Below are 20220 nucleotides of genomic sequence, written 5' to 3' on the forward strand. Positions count from 1 at the left end.
TTTTATTCCTATTTTGCTGTTATTCAACGATGAAGCTGCTAAGTCCTGCAATATCGCGTTTGGCCCGGTTCCGGCATTGGCGGATCGAGCAATGGGTCAGCGATCCAGTTGCCGCACAGCGCGAAGTGCTGCAGGACCTGGTTACCCACGGCCAGTACACCGAGTTCGGGCGTAAGTACGGTCTGAAAGAGATCTTCAGCATACGCATGTTCAAGCAGCATGTTCCCATCCAGGATTATGAAGACCTCAAACCTTATATCGACAGGCTGATGCAGGGCGAGGAGAACCTGTTGTGGAACACGCCTGTTAACTGGTTCGCCAAAAGCAGCGGCACCACCAGCGACAAGAGTAAATTCATCCCCATTACACAGGAAAGCCTGGAGGACTGCCATTTTCAGGCGGCGAAGGATGTGCTTACCATGTATTACAACCACCGGAGCGAAAGCGATCTGCTTACGGGCAAAGGACTGGTGATCGGCGGCAGCCACCAGATCAGCAGGCTGAATGAAGACATACAATACGGCGACCTCAGCGCCGTATTGCTCCAGAATACACCCGTATGGGCCAGCTGGATACGCACGCCGGAGCTGTCGATTGCCCTGATGGACGAATGGGAAAGCAAGATCGAACGCCTGGCCAGGTCAACGATAGAAGAAGATGTGACATCTGTTTCGGGCGTGCCTACCTGGACGATGATCCTGATGAAAAGAATTCTCGAGATCACCGGCAAACGTACCATCAAGGATGTGTGGCCCAACCTCGAACTCTATATACATGGCGGTGTGTCGTTCCTGCCCTATCGCGAGCAGTTTCGTAAGCTCATCGGCGAAGGCTGTCATTACCTCGAAATGTATAATGCAAGCGAAGGATTCTTTGCCGCACAGGATAACCCCGATGAAGAAGGCATGCTGCTGTTCCTGGATCATGGTGTTTTTTACGAATTCATGCCCATCGAGGAATATGGCAAACCATCGCCCAGGACCATCGGTCTGAAAGCGGTTGAAACCGGTAAGAACTATGCCATGGTGATCAGTACCAATGGCGGGCTCTGGCGTTACCTTGTGGGCGATACCGTGCAGTTCACCTCTACCTGGCCCTTCCGTATCAAAGTAAGCGGCCGGCTGAAACAGTTCATTAATGCTTTTGGTGAAGAGGTGATCGCCGACAATACCGATAAGGCAATTGCCATCGCCTGCGCAAGAACAGGCAGTATGGTCAGCGATTACACCGCGGCGCCGGTTTATTTTGACGGCGACGGTAAAGGCGCACACGAATGGCTGATCGAATTCGACCAGGCGCCATCAAGCACAGATCAGTTCGCGTACGAACTGGATTCGGCACTGAAATCGCTCAACAGCGATTACGAAGCCAAGCGGTATAAGGACCTGGCGCTTACGATGCCGATCGTTCACCTGTTGCAGAAAGGCGTTTTCAACGAATGGCTGAAGAACAAAGGCAAACTCGGCGGCCAGCACAAAGTGCCGAGACTAAGCAACGACCGCACCTATATCGACGATATCAAACCCATGATGCGCGGGTAGCATTTCTGCTATACAATACCAGCCGGAACAGCTGCGCAAAAAATCCGGATCCCATCGCCACCACCGCTGCAGCGCATGCTCATCCTGCCTGAAACGATATGCAACGGGCACTGTATTTTATGTATTTTCACGCTTTTATACACATCCTTCACTTTAACCGACCGATATGAAATTATTAGCAGGAAAAGTTTCCATTGTTACCGGCGCCGCCCGCGGTATTGGCGCAGCTATCGCATACAAACTGGCCGAACATGGCAGCGATATCGCGTTTACCTATGTGAGCGACAGCAGTGCGGAGAAAGCCAACGCACTGGCGCAGCAGATCGAAGCACTTGGTGTAAAAGCCAGGGCATACCAGACCAATGCAGGCGATTTTGCCGCATGCGAAGTGTTTGTCAACGAGGTACTGAAAGACTTTGGTAAACTGGATGTGTGTGTGAACAATGCCGGTATTTCCAAAGACAACCTGTTACTGCGTCTCAATGCCGAGCAATGGGATGATGTGATGGATACGAACCTGAAAAGTGTGTTCAATATGACCAAGCAGGTGATACGCCCGATGATGAAAGCAAAATCGGGCAGCATCATCAATATGAGTTCCATTGTGGGCGTTCGCGGCAATGCGGGCCAGAGCAGTTATGCAGCCAGCAAGGCGGGCATCATCGGTTTCACCAAATCGGTTGCGCTGGAACTGGGCAGCCGCAACATACGCTGCAACGCCATTGCACCCGGTTTTGTGGAAACGGATATGACACATTACCTGAAAGAGGGAGAAGGCGCCACCGAATTCCTGAAAAAGATACCGCTGGGCCGTTTCGGAAAAGCGGAAGAGATAGCCGATACCACGCTGTTCCTGGCAAGCGATATGGCCAGCTATATCACCGGCCAGGTGCTCAGCGTTTGCGGCGGCCTGAATATTTAACCGGACGGTTACGAAGCCATGGGCAATATGTTAAAGAATTGTTTATGGCTTCGTAAATTCATTCTGCCAGCCTATTTTTGTTTGCATCGTACACATCGTTGTACGATTATCGAGATAAATACATGAGCAGCCGTAAGCTATATACCCTTAAAATATACCTCACCAGTATTTGCATGGTGGGTATACTGGCCTGGCTTACGGTGAGTTTGCCCTTTGTATATAAAGCGCAGAAGGTCTTCCATGCAAAAATGGCAGCGGCCGCCAGTGCTTCGGACCAGGCAGATGACTCCAACCCGCTGACCAATACCACAGAAGAAAAAACCAGCAGCAACACCAGCATGTTCTCCGAAGAATACCTTCACGATGCGCACGCTGCCGAACACCACTTTCTTACCGAGCTTTCAGCCGAATACAAAATAGAGCAGGTAGCCACTTACACTGCTTTTTACGGAGAACTTCTCTCCCCTCCTCCAGACTTCGTGTAACACATACCGGTATCCATACAGGCTTATGCCTGTGGTGACGATGGCCTGTTAAGGGCTTATCACATCCCGTTGTCATTGATGGTATCTGGTTCATCCAGCCGGTGTCTTTATTCCAGGTTACTTACTTTATTTTTTACCGAAGGTCCGCTGCAGGGCCGGTACATGCGTTCCGTGTGCACCGGACCGTAACACAGATATTATGAAATCGACATACGAAAAATTATTTGAGGGAAACAGGAAATGGGTGGACGACACGCTTGCCCGCGATCCTGAATTTTTTGAGAAACTGGCCAAAGGACAAAAGCCGCCCGTATTATGGATCGGCTGCTCCGACAGCCGCGTTCCTGCCAACGAGATCACCGGAACACTGCCCGGTGAAATATTCGTGCACCGCAATATCGCCAATATGGTGGTGCATACCGATCTGAACATGCTGAGTGTGGTAGACTATGCAGTGAATGCGCTGCAGGTAACCGATATCATTGTCTGCGGCCACTATGGCTGCGGCGGGGTGATTGCTTCACTTGGAAAAAAACAGAACGGGCTGGTTGATAACTGGCTCCGCAACATCAAAGATGTGTACCGTCTCTACCAGCGCGAACTGGATGCGATCAAGGACAAGGACAAAAAAGCCAACCGCCTTGTTGAACTCAACGTGATGGAGCAGGTACTGAACCTTAGCAAAACATCGATCGTACAGAATGCCTGGGCAAAAGGGCAACCCCTTTCCCTGCATGGGCTGGTATATGATCTCAGGAGCGGTATACTCAACGATCTTGAGACCACCATCTCGGGTCAGAGCGATCTTCCAACATATTATATCATGGATGCAGAACTCGCCGTTCACTAAGCATCCGGGGTTACTACCCTGAACTTTTGAGGAACAACAGGAGTGGATCACAAGGCTGAGGGAAGCAGGCGGCAACGCCTGCTTTTCCCGAGGCCGATCCTGGTATTGGTGTATGCATACTGCCGTGGGCAGTTCCACGAATAAACACAAGCAAGCATGAAATCGAATAAAAACATTTTCGCTGAGATCAAAAGCGATCTTCCAGCAAGTATCGTTGTATTTTTTGTAGCGCTGCCCTTATGCCTGGGTGTGGCGCTTGCCTCGGGCGCACCGCTTTTTTCGGGTATCATCGCCGGTATCATCGGCGGTATCATCGTGGGCGCCGCAAGCGGTTCAAGATTGGGTGTAAGCGGTCCGGCAGCCGGACTGGCCGTGATCGTTATGACGGCCATCAATGAAACTTTTCATGGTTCGTTCCAGGTATTCCTGCTGGCCGTGGCGCTGGCAGGTGTGCTGCAGATCGTACTCGGGTACCTGAAAGCCGGGTTTATCGGTTATTTTTTCCCTTCTTCGGTGATCAAGGGAATGCTTACCGGCATCGGTCTGCTCATTATTCTGAAACAGATACCGCATGCCCTGGGATGGGATAAGGACATTGAGGGTGATGATGAATTCTTTCAGGCCGATGGCAACAACACTTTCTCCGCCATCGAAAAAGCTTTTGAATTTGTAACACCCGGCGCGGTAATGATCGCACTGGTTTCGCTGGGTATACTGATCTTATGGGATAAAGTGCTTTCCAAAAAAGGAAAACTGTTCCAGCTGATACAGGGCCCCATCGTGGTGGTGGTGCTGGGTATTATTTTCAACGCACTTTTCGAGAGCGGTGCACTCAGTTTTACGCTGAAGGCCGACCAGCTGGTCAGGATACCCGTGCCGGAAAATATCGGCGCTTTCTTCGGACAGTTCACCCTGCCCGATTTTACGGCATTTTCCAACCCGGATGTGTATAAAACAGCGTTTGTCATCGCCATCATCGCCAGCCTCGAAACACTGCTCAGCGTGGAGGCTACCGATAAACTCGACCCGGAAAAAAATGTAACACCCACCAATCGGGAACTGAAAGCCCAGGGACTGGGTAACCTGGTATCGGGATTGCTGGGCGGGCTGCCTGTAACACAGGTGATCGTACGCAGTTCCGCGAATATCACTTTCGGGGCAAGATCAAAATTATCGACCATACTCCATGGCTGCTGGCTGCTGTTGAGCGCCATTACCATCGCGGCATTTCTCAACAGGATACCCCTGGCGAGCCTTGCGGCCGTATTGATCATGGTGGGGTATAAACTGGCCAAACCCTCCCTGTTTGTACAGATGTATAAGCTGGGATGGGAGCAGTTTGTTCCATTCATCACCACCGTTGTGGCCATACTCGCCACCGACCTGCTGAAGGGGATCACCGTAGGTATCCTGTTCGGTATATTTTACACGCTGCGTCACAGTTTCCGCAACTCGCACCACCTGAAAAAAGTGGTGAGCTCGGAGAAGGGCCAGGAAACGCATCACCTGGTACTGGCAGAAGAAGTGTCGTTCTTTAACAAAGCCAGCGTACTGAATTCGCTGGATGCCATCCCTGCCAATACAAAAGTGGTGATAGACTGCAGCCGGTCCGTATCCATTGCCTATGATGTGGTGGAAATGATCATGGAATTCAAAGCACACGCAAAAAGCAAGAACATTACGGTGCAAACGATCAATTTTATTGAACCCGCAGCCATCGTAAAAGCGCATTGACGTCTGTTTATCGCCGCAGACCGCCACGGATGACCCGTCTGTGGTCTGCGGCTGTTTGCTTTGTATCGGCAAACCGGGCCGCCGGGTATCCGCCTGTATAGTATCTTTACACCGATAATTCACTTACTTATGTTATCGTACGAAAAACTTCTTGCCGACAATAAAACCTGGGCCGATCGCAAAAAACAGGAAGACCCTGCCTTTTTTGACACCCTTGCGCATTTGCAGACACCCCAGTTTCTGTGGATAGGCTGCAGCGACAGCCGTGTGCCGGCCAACCAGATCACCAACACACAGCCCGGTGAGATATTTGTTCACCGCAACATCGCCAATATGGTGGTGAACACGGATGTAAACCTGCTCAGCGTGCTGGAATACGCCGTTACACATCTCGATGTAAAACATGTGATCGTTTGCGGTCATTATGGCTGCGGCGGTGTAAAAGCGGCGATGAATAACCACGATTACAAGCAGGTGCTGAATATGTGGCTGCGCAACATCAAAGACGTGTATCGCCTGCACCGCGAGGAGCTTGATGCGCTGTCTACGGAAGACGAACGCTTTGACAGGCTGGTGGAGCTGAATGTACAGGAACAGGTAATGGATCTTGCCAAAACCTCCATCATACAGCGGGCCTGGAGAAATAAACAGCGCCCCGATCTGCATGGCTGGGTATATGGGCTGAAAGACGGGATCATCAAGCCCATCCTGCACATGAAATCAGGCAGTCATATCGATCCGATGTACGAGTACGACGACCTGTAAAAGACCGGCACTCAGGCGCTGGGGCCGGAATGATGAAAACCGCCGGTCATACCGTCAACACCAAGCTGCCCGAATTCGTCTTTCAGGAAGGCGCTCAGCACTTCGCTTACCTCAAATTTCCAGTCGCCAACGGTGGGCGGTTTTGTCATATAATAAGAAGCGCCCAGCTCCCAGGTATCGTCCATGTCTTTTTCAGACGAGGAAGTGGTGCAGATGATCACCGGCGTATTCTTGTGCCGCGTCATTTTCTTGATCATGGTCAGGCAGTGTTTCCCCGAAAGCTTGGGCATGTTCAGATCCAGGAAAATAAGATCAGGTCGTAAAGCCAGGTCCTGTTCCAGCAACTGCATGGCAGACTGGCTGTCTTTGTGCAGGAAGCAATGGATACTGCGGTCGATATCTTTTACGGCCTGGTAAAAAAAACTGAGGTCTTCTTCGTCATCGTCAATGAACAGGAGGGTTGCGTTTTTCATCTGGTGAGGATTTTTGGTTAAGCCAGGGATAATGCAGCAAACACCGCTCCATTCGAAAAACTGTTTAAACAATCAACATCAATTTTACCATTTTTTTAAGCAAGTGAGCAATACGCACCACAGGTATCGGCAGCAAACCCCTTAGTATGGTTTTTTTGGAGGACTAACCGGACCAATTTGAACCGCATGCAGCAACTTGTAAGACACCTGACCGACCAGGAGTTGTTAGACAGGCTGGCAAGGCTCACCGAGCACCTGGCTTCCTGCCGGGGGTTGAATGTTTCCTACGATTTCTGCAAAATGGATATCGAGGAAACGCAGCAGGAAATAGAATACCGGAAACTGCACCATCTCTGGCAGGGTAATCATTCAAACGGCAGTGTCGTTCAATAGCTGATGTTCTTTCTTCGCAGGTAGGCATGCCAGAAAATATAGGCTGCCACGGTACGGTTGGGCCGCCAGTTCTCTGCCAATGCCAGTATTTCTTCTTTTGTGGCATGGGGCCATGCTTTTTCATGACGGATGCTGTTGACCAGCGCGATATCGCCCACGGGGAAAAGATCGCGCCGGTGCAGGGCCATCATCAGAAACACATCCACCGTCCAGTTGCCGATGCCTTTGATGGCCGTCAACGCTTCCCGCACCTCTTTATCGCTGCAATGCCGCAGTTTACCGATCGACAGCTGTTTTGCGCATACGGCATTTGCCAGGCAGCGGGCATAACCGGTTTTCTGGCGACTGAAATAACAGGCCCGCAGTTCCGCATCGGTCAGCGGCAGCAGCCGGGCAGCTGTAACCAGGCCCAGTTTTTCCTTCAGTTTTACCAGTGCCGCTTTTGCCGAAGCAAGCGATACCTGCTGTTCGAGTATAATATGGATCAGCGTTTCAAAAGAGGGTTTGCGCGTCCATAACGGCGGGTATCCATACTGTTGCAGGATCCGTTTGATCGCGGGGTCTTTTTTTGCGAGCTGGTTGCAGACAGGTTCCAGGTCTGCTTCGGAGAACGAGTGCACTAAGGTTTCTGTTTGGCTTTAAAGGAGGCGATGAACTGCCTGCTGTGGTCTCCCAGGATCAGCCGGCCGCTGATGGCGGCGCGCTCGGTCAGCAGCTGATCCCAGTGCTCGGTGCCCTGCCATAACATTTTCTTGATCTCGTACATCGCTTCCGGACTGGAATGCGAGAGGGTATTGGCCAGTCGTATAATGGCATCGTCCATCAGCTCTGTACTGCTGTGTATTTCGGAAAACAGACCCTTTCTCCTGGCCCAGTCGGCATGACGCCAGGTACCGGCGTCGATGGTCATCTCGGAAAAAGCCGCAAGCCCGATTTTTCTTTGAACGGCCGGACCCACCACAAAAGGTCCGATGCCAACAGCCAGCTCGCTCAGTTTGATATCGGCGCCGTCGGTGGCTATCGCGTAATCTGCCGCGGCGGCAAGTCCTACGCCACCCCCGATGCATTTGCCCTGTATGCGTGCAATGATGAACTGCGGCGTTTTGCGCATGGCATTGATCACTTCGGCAAAACCGGAGAAAAAATGGTTGCCCTGTTCCTGGCTGCCGATGGCGGCCAGCTCGTCAAAAGAAGCACCGGAGCAAAATATTTTTTCCCCGCCCGAACGCAAAACGATCACTTTGTTTTCTTTGTTCAGCCCCTCGCTGTGTATGTGTTTGGCCAGGGCACGCAGCAGCTGTCCTGGCAGTGAATTGCCCTGCGGATGAAAAAATTCGATTGTAGCAATGCCGTGTTCCCGCTCAACTTTAACGTGCCCTTGTTTGATCTCTTCTACCATATAAATCCCGTTAACTAAGATACATTGAAGTTAGCCAAAATTGTTCTCCCGTGTTGCTCTGTATCCCTGTGATTCGCCCGGTGAAGGAGGGGTGTTTAAAAAAAACTCAGCCCGCGGCAGGACGGGTTTGTGGGGAAACGGAGACACAGTTTCAACACAGCGTCACAGAGGGGTTATTGAAATTTTTTTGCCACCATGGTTAAAATCGTAGCCACCCCAACCAGTTCATCGGTTTCATCGAAGATTTCCACCAGCCATTTTACGATGCCTTTGGCGATATCGGCGGTTTCTTTTTTTTCCTGGCCGATCTTTTCCCTGCAGGTGAAACGAACATACATGGTACTGCCGGGGTATAGCGGTTTGGTGAAACGCAGTTCGTCAATGCCGTAGTTCAGCAGTACGGGGTTCTTTTCATAACTGTCAACAAACAGACCCGCGGCGGCGCTGATCAGGAAATAACCATGCGCCACCTGTTTTTCGAACATGGTGCCGGAAAAATCCGTGCCGCGCAGGTGTGCATAAAAATGATCACCGCTGAGATCGGCAAAGCGGTCGGTATCCTCTGCCGTGATCGTTCTTTTTTCGGTAACCAGCTGGTCGCCGACCCGCAGTTCCTCAAAATATTTTTTGAAAGGATGTACGGTGTCCGTGTTACCGGTTGCGCCCGGCTGGAATACCTGGCTCACGGCGGTGATCATATCCGGAGAGCCCTGTATGGCCACCCGCTGCATATAATGTTTTACGCCGCGTATACCGCCCATTTCCTCGCCGCCGCCTGCGCGGCCGGGTCCGCCGTGTACCAGCAATGGCAGGGGCGAACCGTGCCCGGTGCTTTCTTTCGCACACGAATCGTTCAGGATCAGGATACGTCCATGGTAGGTGCCTGCGCCGATAACATAGTTTCTGGCAGTTTGTGCATCGGCTGTAACGATGGTGCTTACCAGGGATCCTTTCCCCATTTTTGCCAGGTGGATGGCTTCTTCGGCAGAACGGTAAGGCATCAGGGTGGCCACCGGGCCAAAGGCTTCCACCTCGTGCACCTCTCTGGCGGAAGCAGGGTTTTCATTCAGCAACAGCAAAGGACTGATAAAAGCGCCCCGCGATGCATCGGCGTCGATCAGCTCCACGCTGTCGAGCGAGCCGTAAATGAGTTGGGAGGAGGCGAGCAGTTTTTGTACCTGCTGCTTTACTTCTTTCCGCTGCGATTCGCCGGCAAGTGAGCCCATGCGTACTTTTTCATTCAGCGGGTTGCCGATGGTGGTCTGGGCAAGCGCTTTACCCAATGCCGTCCTCAGGTCTTCCAGTTTACCGGCCGGAACAAATATTCGCCTGATGGCCGTACATTTCTGTCCGCATTTGGTGGTCATTTCCTTTCTGACCTCTTTGACGAAAATATCCCATTCGGGCATGCCCGGTGTTATATCCTCGCCCAATACGATACAGTTCAGCGAATCCGCCTCCATGGTAAACGGAACATTGTTTTCGAGGATGCTTTTCGAAGATTTGAGCATCAGGCCGGTGAAGGCAGACCCGGTGAAGCTGATCACATCCTGCGCCATAACATGATCCAGCATATCGCCTGCGCTGCCGCAGATAAGTTGTAAAGCGCCCTCGGGCAGAATACCCGAGGCGGCGATCCTTCTTACCACGGTTTCGGTGAGAAAGGAGGTAATGGTTGCCGGTTTTACCACCGCCGGCATACCGGCCAGCAGGTTCACGGCTATTTTTTCCAGCATACCCCATACCGGAAAATTAAAGGCGTTGATATGAATGGCCACGCCTTCCTTGGGTACCAGCAGGTGGTGCCCCATAAAGGTATTGGCCTTACCCAGCGGGTGGTGCTCCCCGTCGAGACAATAAGCCGTATCGGGAAATTTTCTGCGAAGTGAGGCATAGGAAAAAAGATTGCCGATGCCCCCCTCGATATCCACCCAGCTGTCTGCCCGGGTGGCGCCGGTGCGGTAGCTTACCTGGTAAAACTCATCGAGGTGTTCGCGCAGATGCAGGGCCAGCGCGCGCAGCATCAGTCCCCGTTCATGAAAACTCATTTTCCGCAGGGCCGGGTTTCCTTTTTCCCTGGCATATTGCAGTATCGAAGCAAAGTCCAGTCCTTTTGCCGATGCCCTGGCAATCGGTTCGCCGGTAACGGCATTGTATAACAGCTGTCCTTCGCCGTCTCCGGTTACCCACTGTCCCCGGATATAATTCTCTATGGTTAGCATACGCAAGATTAGTGAGCAAAGCTAACGATTGGTAGGATTGAGAAGCTGAAATACAAAAAGATAAATCGCAGGACCGGGGCGGCAAAAAAAATCCCGCTCCAGGGTATTAGCCGGGGCGGGACAGCAGGTTGGTTATTGGTTGTAGAAAAGAGTTGTTAAATATTAAGACAGGCGTTTGTCGATTTCGCTGCAAAGCGCGGAAAAAATTTCTTCCACGGTTCCTTCGCCCGCCACAATCACCACTTTATCGAACTGCTGGTAGTAGTCTGCCACCACGGTTGTTTTCTTTTTGTACTCGGTAATCCTGGCCCTGATCACGGATTCATTGGTATCATCGCTTCTGCCGCTGGTAAGACCGCGGTTCAGGAGCCGCTTCACCAGTTCCTCCTCGCTCACATCCAATGCCAATACTACACCTATTTCTGTATTTTTCAAGCGCAGCAGCTTATCCAGCGCCTCGCTCTGGGCCTCGGTACGGGGAAAACCGTCAAACAAAAAGCCTTTTGCCTGGGGGTTGGCATCCAGCGCAGAGCTGATCATACCCACCACTACCTCGTCGGGAACGAGTTCGCCACGGTCCATAATGTTTTTGGCTTCGAGACCAAGCGGTGTTCTGGCTGCGATTTCGCTTCGGAGAAGATCCCCGGTAGACAGGTGCTTCAACCCATAGGTAGCGATCAGTTTCTCACTTTGCGTACCTTTTCCACTGCCCGGAGGACCAAACAGGATAATATTAAACATGTACTTGCTAAACCTTGCGTGAGTGGCAAATATACGCGCTGCTTTTTAAAAATTGTTTAACAATCGACGAAAAGCTTTGAAAACGCTGCATTGTAAGGCTGTCGGGCCCCCTTTCGTCTTTACGATAAGAAAACCGATCCGTGGCATACGGCGTATCTTTATGAAATCAAACAAGTGTTAGTATGAAATGGTTACTGACTCTCTTTTTATCAATTTTATTCCTGGCCGGTTGTTCGCAGAGCAAAACAACGGGCAATCATGCAGATACTATGAGCACACAAAAAAATAAATACTACTCCCGCACCGATAGCGGTAAGGTGGTGGTACGGGAGGATGAATGGAAGAATATTCTCTCGCCCGATGTATATTATATCGCCCGCGAAAAAGGCACGGAGCGGCCTTTTACCAGCAAATTCGAAACCTCAAAAGAGGTGGGAACCTATTACTGCGCGGTATGCGGCAACGCACTTTTTAAAAGCGATACCAAATTTGAAAGCGGTTGCGGCTGGCCGAGTTTTTATGAACCCATCTCCAAGGGCTCTATCATTTACCTGCCCGATAACACGCATGGCATGCAGCGTACCGAAGTGGAATGCGGCCGCTGTAAATCGCATCTGGGTCATGTCTTTGAAGACGGACCGCCTCCCACCGGGTTGCGTTACTGCATCAATGGTGTGGTGCTGGATTTTGAAAAAGCCAAAGCGGCGGAGAAGGAGTATGAGAACAAGAAAGGAGAGTAGGAATGGGAACAGAGGAGCAGGGAACAGAGGAACAAGGAATGTTGAATATTGAGGGGAATGGCCGAATAAGGAACAGAGATGAATGGTTAGGTTAGGAGTGGGTGGTGGGTTTTCTTTTTCGGGAGAAATAGATGATGGAGAACAGGGTGAGAAAGACGCCGATGACGGAGAGGATGATGACGCTGTTGGAGAAAAACTGGACCCAGTTGAGTTTTACCCTAAAGATCTCTTTGCTCAGCAATACCCCTACGCTGCCGGCGTAGCCGAATGAATCGGCCAGGTAAATCAGAAAGCCCACATTGCCGGTATAGCGGAATGCCGCGATAAACCTTTCAAAGAAAACAGAGTTAAAGGGTATGTATACCATATACAGACCCAGTCCTGCCGCGGTCATCCACCAGATGGGTTGTATCAGTTGCCGCATAAACAGCCAGGTAGAGAAACCCGCCACCACAAAACCCAACATAATAAACAGGTGCGCCACCATAAATGCGCGGTAGCTGTTCCTGATCGCCACCATACTGCCGATCAGCACCAGTACAATCAGCGTGATGGGTGTTTCCGTAGTGGAGAAAAGCGCAGGCTGGTTGGCATACCCCATTTCCTTCCACATATCGGCGCTGAAATTGTCGCGGATATCGCGGAAGATCGTGGCAAAACCATAGATAAGAATGCAAGCGATCAGTCCGGGCAGAAAACTGTGCACCAGTTTTTTCCGCTCCGCGGCTGCCATGGGCTGGCGGCTCATGCGGGAGGCGATATCGGCGTCATCTGGCGGCGGTATGCGTTCCATCATCCATACAAACAGCAGCAGCGGCAGCGCAAATACCGCCCCGGTTACAAAGGGCAGCCAGAATTCGGACAGACCAAAATGCAGGATCAGCCATCCGCCGACCGTTTTGACAAAGCCAGAGGAGAAAATAAAACTCACGGCAAGCGCCGCGCCGATAAAATCCGTGCTGCGTCTTCCTTCTATATACGAGAACACCACGCCCCATAACATACCCAGCGGAAAACCATTGAGAAAAAGGAATACGATATTGTAAGGGGCGGGTACCACCGCAAAAAAGAACCAGGCAACCCAGGCAATACCCACCAGCAGCAGGATGATCCGGTTTCTGCCCCATCGTTTCAGCTCGGCAATAAAGCGGATGCCGTAGAATTTTGCCAGCAGGTAACCGATCATCTGGCTTAGCACCAGCAGTGTTTTATACCCCAGTCCCGCAAAACGCAATCCATCAAATGTGCATACGGTATAGGATTTCCGGAAACCGAAGATGACGGTATAGGTAAGAAAAGCGGCTGCCGCGGCATACAGGCCTGTCTGTACAGCAGTACCCTTATAAAACCTGGTTTCAGATGGCAATTAGTCGGCTTTAGGGTTAAAAATATCGAATATTGAACAGATGATCAGCGAATAACGGAATTACCTCCGCTGTAACGGTGTTTATCACCGGCCGGTGGGCTATTTTCTTCCGGCTTACCGTAATTTTGCAGCCTGAAAGATAAGATTATGAGTCAGCTAAAATTAAGTCATCTCGCAGGCACGCTGATCGGCAGCGAGATCGTGAAACTCGGAAATGCCATCAGCGAGCGCATCCGCAACGGCGAAAAGATATACAACTTTACCATCGGTGATTTTGATCCCGCCATTTTCCCTATACCGGAAAAACTGGAGGAACTGATCATCGAATCTTACAAAAGCCGCAATACAAGCTATCCGGCGGCAGAGGGAGTGCTTGATCTCCGGCAGTCCGTAAGCCGGTTTATTAAGGAAAGAGAAGGGATAGAGTACCATTCAAACGAAATACAGATTGCATCGGGAGGCCGGCCGCTGATCTATACCGTTTTCAAGGCGATCGTTGACAGGGGCGATAAAGTGATCTATGGCGTTCCTTCCTGGAACAACAACCACTATACGCATATGACCGAAGCGGAGCACTGCGTGATAGAATGCACCCCCGAAAACAATTTTATGCCAACGCCCGATGATATCCGTAAAAACATCAAAGGCGCATCGCTGATCTGTATCTGTACACCCCAAAACCCCACCGGCACCACCCTATCCGGGCAGTCGCTCGCCGAGATCTGCGACCTGATCATCGAAGAAAATCATCAACGCGGGGAAAATGATAAGAAATTATACCTGATGTTCGACCAGATGTACTGGACGCTGACTTTTGGCGATACCGTGCATGCCAATCCCGTTTCGCTGCGTCCTGATATGAAACCGTATACCGTTTTTGTTGACGGTATCTCCAAAGTGTTTGCCGCCACCGGTGTACGCGTGGGCTGGGCACTGGGCCCGGAGGCCGTGATCGCCAAAATGAAGGCCATACTAAGCCATCTGGGCGCCTGGGCCCCGATGGCCGAACAGAAAGCGGTTGCAAAATACCTGCTCGAGAAAGACGCCATCGACCAGTACCTTGTTCATTTCAAATCGGAGATAGAAGAAAGACTCCGCAAAATACACGCGGGCTTTATCGCGCTGAAGCAAAAAGGGTATTCCGTTGATTCGGTAACCCCGCAGGCTGCAATCTATCTTACTGTTAAAATAGACCTTACCGGTAAAACAACAGCCGAAGGTAAAAAACTGGAAACGCAGCAGGAGGTAACTTCCTATATACTCAGCGAAGCCAAACTGGCGGTGGTTCCCTTCTCCGCATTTGGTGCGGGCAGCAGCAGCCCCTGGTACCGCCTGAGCGTAGGCACCTGCAAAAAAGAAGAGATACCCGAGATGTTCTCCAAACTGGAGGCCGCTTTGCAGAAGCTGCGTTAATTTAATATTGAATACAGGACAGACGAATACCGGATGCCGGGATCCCGCCCATACTTCTTTATTCATTATTCGCCTGTTCGATATTCGATATTCATTTCCTAACTTCCGGTACCCTAACGATACCCTGTTGCCATTACACCGTCATACTGCTTTTTTGAGAGCCGTTTTCTGGCATAGTATTACCGCGTTTGGCGGTCCGCAGGGACATATGGGTATGATGATGCGCACTTTTGTTCAGCAGCGGGCCGATCTGACAGAGACCGAACTGATCGAATACAACGGATTCTGCCAGCTGCTTCCCGGCGCATCCTCCACGCAAACGCTGACGCTGATCGGGTATAAAAGAGGCGGTATTTCGCTTGCGGTGCTTACGCTGCTGATATGGATGTTTCCGGCCTGCGCCATTATGGGTTCCATTTCGTTCCTGCTGGATTACCTGGCAGATATGGGCATCAGCGTACAGGTGTTTAAGTTTGTGCGGCCGATGGCGATCGGTTTTATTGCCTATTCCACTTTCCGCATTTTTGGCAAAGCCATTCACAATACCATTACACAGGTGATCATGGTGGTTGCCACCATAACCACATTTCTTGCGTTCCGGTCGCCCTGGGTATTTCCCGTACTGATCGTGCTGGGGGGTATCGTTACCAATTTCAGCGATAAACGGATACCGCAGAAAGGTGTTCCGCCGAAAAAGATCAAATGGGGCAATATCCTGATCTTCCTGGCCTTGTTCGGTCTGGCGGGATACCTCTCCGAAACGGCCAGCCAGCAGAACTGGAAGCACCGCAAAGCCATCAACCTTTTCGAGAATGCCTACCGTTTCGGAAGCCTGGTATTCGGCGGTGGCGATGTGCTGCTGCCGCTGATGTACGAACAATATGTAACCCGCCCCGAAACCAAACGGGTGCAGCAAACAGGCCGCGAAGTACTGCGGATGTCGAGAGAGGATTTTCTCACCGGTTCGGGTATGGTGCGCGCCATACCGGGCCCGGTGTTTTCGGTGGGTGCTTTTACGGGCGGTATGGTGCTGCGCGACGAAGGCAGAACCATGCAGCTGATCGGGTGTATCGTAGGCGCCATTGCTATCTTCCTGCCAAGCGCTTTACTGGTGCTGTTCTTTTTTCCCGTATGGCATAACCTGAAAAAATACGCAGTTATTTACCGTTCGCTCGAGGGTATCAATGCGGCCGTAGTGGGCATCATGGCCGGCGCCACCTGCTACCTGGTGAAAGACACTTTCCTGTTTTCACTGGTAAGAGGCGAATCCATCGGCATCTGGGACCTGCTGATCGTGGTCGTCACTTTTTCCCTGCTGGGCATCCGTAAAATACCCGCGCCGTTTATCGTGCTGGGCTGTTTGTTGCTGGGATGGCTGATATAACACCGGCTGAACAGCCGGTACCTGGCTTTCATTCGGGGTATCATGGTCATCCTGCACCGATAAAAAGCGTCGAAACCCTTCATTGCTCATGGCTTTGCCGTATATTTAAGTCATGGTCACTATCGCACTTTACAACCTCAAAGGCGGTGTAGGAAAAACGGCCGCCTCGATCAACCTCTCCTATCTCTCGACAAAAGAAGGATATAAAACACTGGTATGGGATATGGACCCGCAGGGCTCCTCTTCTTTTTACCTGGGTGTTTCCGCCGGCTCCGGCAACGATACCAAAAAACTGTTCAGCAGCGATAAGGAGTTGTCAGACCTGATCCAGTCGAGCCCCTATCCCAACCTCGATGTGATACCTGCCGACCTTTCTGCGCGCCATGCAGATATCCTGCTGAGCGATATGAAACAGTCGAAGAAAAAAATCGCTTCGCTGCTGAACCCGCTGAAAAAAGAATACGATATCGTTTTTCTCGATTGCTCCCCGGGCATCTCGCTTTTGCACGAGGCGGTATTTGCCGGTGCCGACTGGGTGCTGATGCCCAATATACCCACCACCTTATCCATCCGCTCTTACGAGACGGTGCGCGATTATTTCAGGGAAAATGATATCGATGCCGGCAAGCTGAAATGTTTTTTCAGCATGGTGGATCATCGCAAGAATCTGCACCATGAGGTGATGCACAGCTTTTATAAGGACAAATTCTTTTTCAAGAACTATATCCCCTATCTCAGCGATGTGGAGAAAATGGGTGTGCACGAGGCGCCGCTGGAAACCTATGCGCCCAGCAGTTACGCAGCCCAGTGTTTCAGGGATCTGTGGAAGGAGATCCGCAAGACATGTATTGATTGATCAGCCGTAAATGCATTGTGTATGAACAGAGAACTCAGCTCCTGGCACAGTCCGGCCCTTGGCCGGGAAATGCCGATCGCTTCTTATGGTCATTACGGCTTTGCGCTGCTGCTCATACCCACCGCGGCTGCGGATTACCTGGAATATGAACGGTTCCGGCTGATCGATGCGCTGGCGCCGTATATCAACGCAGGCAAACTGCGGGTGTTCAGCATAGACAGTATGAACAGGGAAAGCTGGATGAACAATGAAATGGAGCCTGCACACAAAGCCATCCGTCATAACCAGTTCAACGAATACGTATTCAACGAAGTGGTGCCCTTTATCCGCAATGCCACCAGCAACGACACCCTGATCTATACCTGCGGTGCCTCCTTCGGCGCCCTGCATGCCATGAACCTTTTTCTGAAACGTCCCGATATCATCAATGGTGCCGTAAGTATGAGCGGTGTGTACGATCTGACAGAATACACCAAAGGTTTTTTTGACGAACAGGTGTATTATAACAGTCCGGCCCATTACCTGCCCAACCTGAACGACGAATGGTACCTGGGCAAGATAAAAGCCAGTCACCATATTCATATTTACACCGGCAGCGGCTCTTACGAAGACCCCAACGCCTCGCGCCGTATTGCGGGTATCCTCTACGATAAGGGTATCTGGTACGATCTGGATATCTGGGGCGGCGATATCTCCCACGACTGGCCCACCTGGCGCACCATGCTGCCCTATATCATCGATACGAAGTTCTGAGAAGGCGTGAGACGTCAGTCGCGAGTCGGAAGAAATAAATCGGCAATCAAACATCGACAATCCAAAACGTCTCCCGCTCCCTATCTGCAAAAGGAGCGTTAATTCAACCCCCGGCGCTTGAACTCTGCGGTGGCTGTCTTAATATTACACGCTAAATAAAGGGTTTGAGAAAAGGGTTACTATCTGCTTTTATTGTTATTTGTTTGCTTACCGGCGCTGCCATTAAACTGCAGGCGCAAACGGTAATCGTGAGCGGTACGGTATACGATATTACCGCCAAACGTCCCCTTGAAGCGGTTGCCGTACTGAGTACTTCGGGCCGGGGTACGATCACCGACTCCCTGGGCAGGTATTCCATCATGGTTCCCCGGAAAGATTCGCTCTGGTTTTCGCTGATCGGCAAAGCCACCATGAAATACCCGGTGGATACGATCGAGAACATGGATAATTTCAACGTAATGATCCATGTATACGCCACGCAGCTTCCGGAGGTAAGGGTGCGGAATAATTATTACAAACTCGATTCCATAGAGAACCGCAGGGACTACGCGAAATATTTCAATTTCAAAAAACCAACACTCCGCCTGAGCAATAATCCGAATTATAATCCCGGCGGACTCACCGCTGCATTTGATCTTGACGAGATCATCAATATGTTCCGCACGCGCCGTAACCGCAATATGGCATTCCTGCAAAAAAGACTGATCGATGAGGAGCAGAACAAATATGTGGACCGTCGCTTCAGCAAACCTTTTGTCAGGAAGATCACGAAGCTGGAATCTCCCGAACTGGAAGTCTTTATGACCAAATACCGGCCTTCCTACGAGATGGTGCTCTTGCTGAACGACCTCGAATTCGGCTATTATATCCAGAAGTGCTACGAACAGTACCTGTCTGAAAAGAACAAATGGCAGGGTGGGCTGAGAAGATAAGGCGAAGACCACGCGCTCGCAATAACCGTCTATTCCCGGCATATGCAAACCAACCGGTTCGCGAATTCTTTTCTTCGCCGATTAATTCCTGCATCTTAGCCGTTTGTCAGCCATAAAACGGGTAGAAATGAATATATGGCTATCTTTAGCCGCCTATAAATTTTAGCCTTTGAAAAGTAAATACCTCTTTGTTTTTGCAGTCATTTTCGCAGTGGCCTGCAAGGGCAGGAAAGAGAAGGAAGCCCCCAAACAACAGGGCAGTTCCCAGCAACCGGTAGTGGTGGATGTGATCATAGCCCAGGCCCAGGAGGTAAGCAGCAGGGTGGAGGCCAACGGTACGGTGGTGGCCAATGAATACGTGGAATTGAGGACGGAGATCAGCGGAAGACTTGTTTACCTGAACGTTCCCGAAGGTTCGTATGTGCAGAAAGGTACGGTCATCGCAAAGATCAACGATGCGGATTATGTAGCCGGACTGGCAAAATCAAGGGCACAGCTGGAACTGGCGCAGAAAACGGAACAGCGTCTGAAAAAACTGATCGATATCGGCGGACTGAACCAGGCAGATTACGATGTGGCGGTGAACCAGGTAAGCACTTTGAAGGCTGATATCGGCTTTACCCAGGCACAGATCGATAAAACGGTGATACGCGCGCCGTTCGGCGGCCTGGTGGGTTTGCGGCAGGTAAGCCTGGGCGCCTATCTTTCACCAACCACGATCATAGCCACCATACAGCAGGTTGACAGACCCAAGATCGATTTCACCATCCCCGAAGAATACAGCGAACTGATACACAAAGGTGCCGCCGTGGATGTGCAGCTGGATGCAAACAGCAAGAGCATGTCCAGGGCAGTGATCATTGCAACGGAGCCGCAGGTGATACAGAATACCCGCAACCTGAAAATACGCGCGGTGCTGCAAAGCGGTAAGGTAAACCCCGGTGCGTTTGTAAAAGTAACGGTTGCCGCCAACCGCAGCGGCAAAGCCATTTTTGTGCCAACCAATGCAATCATACCCGACGATAAGAACAAACAGCTGGTATTGGTAAAAGCAGGCAAAGCGGCCTTTGTGAATGTGGAAACCGGCGACAGACAGGCCAATAATGCAGAGATCACCAAAGGCATCAGCGTGGGCGATTCCGTGGTGGTAACGGGCGTGCTGTTTGCAAGACCCAAAGCGCCCCTGAAAGTGCGCAGTGTAAAAACACTCGAGCAACTCAACAATTAAGCATTAGGCTCTCTCAAAACAGC

At 51.1% G+C, this 20220-nt stretch carries 20 protein-coding genes; 14 read left to right on the forward strand and 6 right to left on the reverse strand.

Features of this window, described 5'->3' with window-relative positions:
* Window positions 1-59 precede the first annotated feature (59 nt).
* The 6 genes from GWC94_RS00475 to GWC94_RS00500 all read left to right on the forward strand — a co-directional run bounded on the left by GWC94_RS00475 (window position 60) and on the right by GWC94_RS00500 (window position 6297).
* A complete protein-coding gene (locus tag GWC94_RS00475) occupies window positions 60-1541 on the forward strand; it encodes a GH3 auxin-responsive promoter family protein (protein ID WP_235918407.1) in 1482 nt (493 codons plus the stop codon).
* A 166-nt stretch (window positions 1542-1707) separates the two neighbouring features.
* On the forward strand, window positions 1708-2463 hold the full coding sequence (gene fabG / locus GWC94_RS00480; RefSeq protein WP_161833046.1) for a 3-oxoacyl-[acyl-carrier-protein] reductase: 756 nt from the start codon (window positions 1708-1710) through the stop codon (window positions 2461-2463).
* 122 nt (window positions 2464-2585) lie between these two features.
* Window positions 2586-2948 (forward strand): hypothetical protein, encoded by a 363-nt coding sequence (locus GWC94_RS00485; protein WP_161833047.1) that lies wholly within the window; start codon window positions 2586-2588, stop codon window positions 2946-2948.
* Between the two features lie 199 nt (window positions 2949-3147).
* Window positions 3148-3798, forward strand: a complete 651-nt coding sequence (locus tag GWC94_RS00490) for a carbonic anhydrase (protein WP_161833048.1) — start codon at window positions 3148-3150, stop codon at window positions 3796-3798.
* Between the two features lie 156 nt (window positions 3799-3954).
* Window positions 3955-5532, forward strand: a complete 1578-nt coding sequence (locus tag GWC94_RS00495) for a SulP family inorganic anion transporter (RefSeq protein ID WP_161833049.1) — start codon at window positions 3955-3957, stop codon at window positions 5530-5532.
* 129 nt (window positions 5533-5661) lie between these two features.
* Window positions 5662-6297, forward strand: coding sequence for a carbonic anhydrase (locus tag GWC94_RS00500; protein WP_161833050.1), 636 nt, complete (start codon window positions 5662-5664; stop codon window positions 6295-6297).
* An 11-nt stretch (window positions 6298-6308) separates the two neighbouring features.
* Here GWC94_RS00500 and GWC94_RS00505 read toward each other — a convergent pair whose 3' ends face one another.
* The gene (locus tag GWC94_RS00505) at window positions 6309-6770 is read right to left on the reverse strand and encodes a response regulator (RefSeq protein ID WP_161833051.1); all 462 of its coding nucleotides are present in this window, start codon (window positions 6768-6770) and stop codon (window positions 6309-6311) included.
* Window positions 6771-6956: 186 nt separating this feature from the next.
* Between GWC94_RS00505 and GWC94_RS00510 the strand changes: the two genes are divergently transcribed.
* A complete protein-coding gene (locus tag GWC94_RS00510) occupies window positions 6957-7163 on the forward strand; it encodes a hypothetical protein (protein WP_161833052.1) in 207 nt (68 codons plus the stop codon).
* Here GWC94_RS00510 and GWC94_RS00515 read toward each other — a convergent pair.
* The 4 genes from GWC94_RS00515 to GWC94_RS00530 all read right to left on the reverse strand — a co-directional run bounded on the left by GWC94_RS00515 (window position 7157) and on the right by GWC94_RS00530 (window position 11525).
* A complete protein-coding gene (locus tag GWC94_RS00515) occupies window positions 7157-7783 on the reverse strand; it encodes a DNA-3-methyladenine glycosylase family protein (protein ID WP_161833053.1) in 627 nt (208 codons plus the stop codon). The two genes, GWC94_RS00510 and GWC94_RS00515, sit on opposite strands and share 7 nt — an antisense overlap.
* Window positions 7783-8562 carry an enoyl-CoA hydratase/isomerase family protein gene (locus GWC94_RS00520; protein ID WP_161833054.1) on the reverse strand — a complete coding sequence of 260 codons (780 nt, stop codon included), beginning with the start codon at window positions 8560-8562 and terminating at the stop codon, window positions 7783-7785. The genes GWC94_RS00515 and GWC94_RS00520 overlap by 1 nt, the downstream gene beginning before the upstream one ends.
* A 173-nt stretch (window positions 8563-8735) precedes the next feature.
* Window positions 8736-10784, reverse strand: a complete 2049-nt coding sequence (gene paaZ / locus GWC94_RS00525) for a phenylacetic acid degradation bifunctional protein PaaZ (RefSeq protein ID WP_161833055.1) — start codon at window positions 10782-10784, stop codon at window positions 8736-8738.
* A gap of 162 nt (window positions 10785-10946) precedes the next feature.
* The gene (locus tag GWC94_RS00530) at window positions 10947-11525 is read right to left on the reverse strand and encodes an adenylate kinase (protein ID WP_161833056.1); all 579 of its coding nucleotides are present in this window, start codon (window positions 11523-11525) and stop codon (window positions 10947-10949) included.
* Between the two features lie 269 nt (window positions 11526-11794).
* Here GWC94_RS00530 and msrB point away from each other — a divergent pair, with 269 nt between their 5' ends.
* A complete protein-coding gene (gene msrB, locus GWC94_RS00535) occupies window positions 11795-12265 on the forward strand; it encodes a peptide-methionine (R)-S-oxide reductase MsrB (protein ID WP_235918408.1) in 471 nt (156 codons plus the stop codon).
* A gap of 91 nt (window positions 12266-12356) precedes the next feature.
* Here msrB and GWC94_RS00540 read toward each other — a convergent pair whose 3' ends face one another.
* Window positions 12357-13631: a DUF5690 family protein gene (locus tag GWC94_RS00540; protein WP_161833058.1), complete on the reverse strand. Its 1275-nt coding sequence runs from the start codon at window positions 13629-13631 to the stop codon at window positions 12357-12359.
* Between the two features lie 147 nt (window positions 13632-13778).
* Here GWC94_RS00540 and GWC94_RS00545 point away from each other — a divergent pair, with 147 nt between their 5' ends.
* From GWC94_RS00545 to GWC94_RS00570, 6 genes are all read left to right on the forward strand, one after another.
* Window positions 13779-15044: a pyridoxal phosphate-dependent aminotransferase gene (locus tag GWC94_RS00545; RefSeq protein WP_161833059.1), complete on the forward strand. Its 1266-nt coding sequence runs from the start codon at window positions 13779-13781 to the stop codon at window positions 15042-15044.
* 154 nt (window positions 15045-15198) lie between these two features.
* Window positions 15199-16428 carry a chromate efflux transporter gene (chrA, locus tag GWC94_RS00550; protein ID WP_235918409.1) on the forward strand — a complete coding sequence of 410 codons (1230 nt, stop codon included), beginning with the start codon at window positions 15199-15201 and terminating at the stop codon, window positions 16426-16428.
* A 112-nt stretch (window positions 16429-16540) separates the two neighbouring features.
* The gene (locus GWC94_RS00555; protein WP_161833061.1) at window positions 16541-17284 is read left to right on the forward strand and encodes a ParA family protein; all 744 of its coding nucleotides are present in this window, start codon (window positions 16541-16543) and stop codon (window positions 17282-17284) included.
* A 21-nt stretch (window positions 17285-17305) separates the two neighbouring features.
* The gene (locus GWC94_RS00560) at window positions 17306-18037 is read left to right on the forward strand and encodes an esterase family protein (RefSeq protein WP_161833062.1); all 732 of its coding nucleotides are present in this window, start codon (window positions 17306-17308) and stop codon (window positions 18035-18037) included.
* 164 nt (window positions 18038-18201) lie between these two features.
* The gene (locus GWC94_RS00565) at window positions 18202-18969 is read left to right on the forward strand and encodes a peptidase associated/transthyretin-like domain-containing protein (RefSeq protein WP_161833063.1); all 768 of its coding nucleotides are present in this window, start codon (window positions 18202-18204) and stop codon (window positions 18967-18969) included.
* 169 nt (window positions 18970-19138) lie between these two features.
* The gene (locus tag GWC94_RS00570) at window positions 19139-20197 is read left to right on the forward strand and encodes an efflux RND transporter periplasmic adaptor subunit (protein ID WP_202628590.1); all 1059 of its coding nucleotides are present in this window, start codon (window positions 19139-19141) and stop codon (window positions 20195-20197) included.
* Window positions 20198-20220: the final 23 nt, after the last annotated feature.

This window comes from Sediminibacterium soli, from assembly GCF_009939225.1.
Lineage (GTDB): Bacteria > Bacteroidota > Bacteroidia > Chitinophagales > Chitinophagaceae > Sediminibacterium > Sediminibacterium soli.

Coding starts and splice junctions, on each gene's coding strand:
- GWC94_RS00560 (WP_161833062.1), top strand. CDS start 17,306: ATGAACAGAGAACTCAGCTCCTGGCACAGTCCGGCCCTTGGCCGGGAA.
- GWC94_RS00545 (WP_161833059.1), top strand. CDS start 13,779: ATGAGTCAGCTAAAATTAAGTCATCTCGCAGGCACGCTGATCGGCAGC.
- GWC94_RS00555 (WP_161833061.1), top strand. CDS start 16,541: ATGGTCACTATCGCACTTTACAACCTCAAAGGCGGTGTAGGAAAAACG.
- GWC94_RS00530 (WP_161833056.1), bottom strand. CDS start 11,525: ATGTTTAATATTATCCTGTTTGGTCCTCCGGGCAGTGGAAAAGGTACG.
- GWC94_RS00510 (WP_161833052.1), top strand. CDS start 6,957: ATGCAGCAACTTGTAAGACACCTGACCGACCAGGAGTTGTTAGACAGG.
- msrB (WP_235918408.1), top strand. CDS start 11,795: ATGAGCACACAAAAAAATAAATACTACTCCCGCACCGATAGCGGTAAG.
- GWC94_RS00500 (WP_161833050.1), top strand. CDS start 5,662: ATGTTATCGTACGAAAAACTTCTTGCCGACAATAAAACCTGGGCCGAT.
- GWC94_RS00485 (WP_161833047.1), top strand. CDS start 2,586: ATGAGCAGCCGTAAGCTATATACCCTTAAAATATACCTCACCAGTATT.
- GWC94_RS00495 (WP_161833049.1), top strand. CDS start 3,955: ATGAAATCGAATAAAAACATTTTCGCTGAGATCAAAAGCGATCTTCCA.
- paaZ (WP_161833055.1), bottom strand. CDS start 10,784: ATGCTAACCATAGAGAATTATATCCGGGGACAGTGGGTAACCGGAGAC.
- GWC94_RS00490 (WP_161833048.1), top strand. CDS start 3,148: ATGAAATCGACATACGAAAAATTATTTGAGGGAAACAGGAAATGGGTG.
- GWC94_RS00505 (WP_161833051.1), bottom strand. CDS start 6,770: ATGAAAAACGCAACCCTCCTGTTCATTGACGATGACGAAGAAGACCTC.
- fabG (WP_161833046.1), top strand. CDS start 1,708: ATGAAATTATTAGCAGGAAAAGTTTCCATTGTTACCGGCGCCGCCCGC.
- GWC94_RS00520 (WP_161833054.1), bottom strand. CDS start 8,562: ATGGTAGAAGAGATCAAACAAGGGCACGTTAAAGTTGAGCGGGAACAC.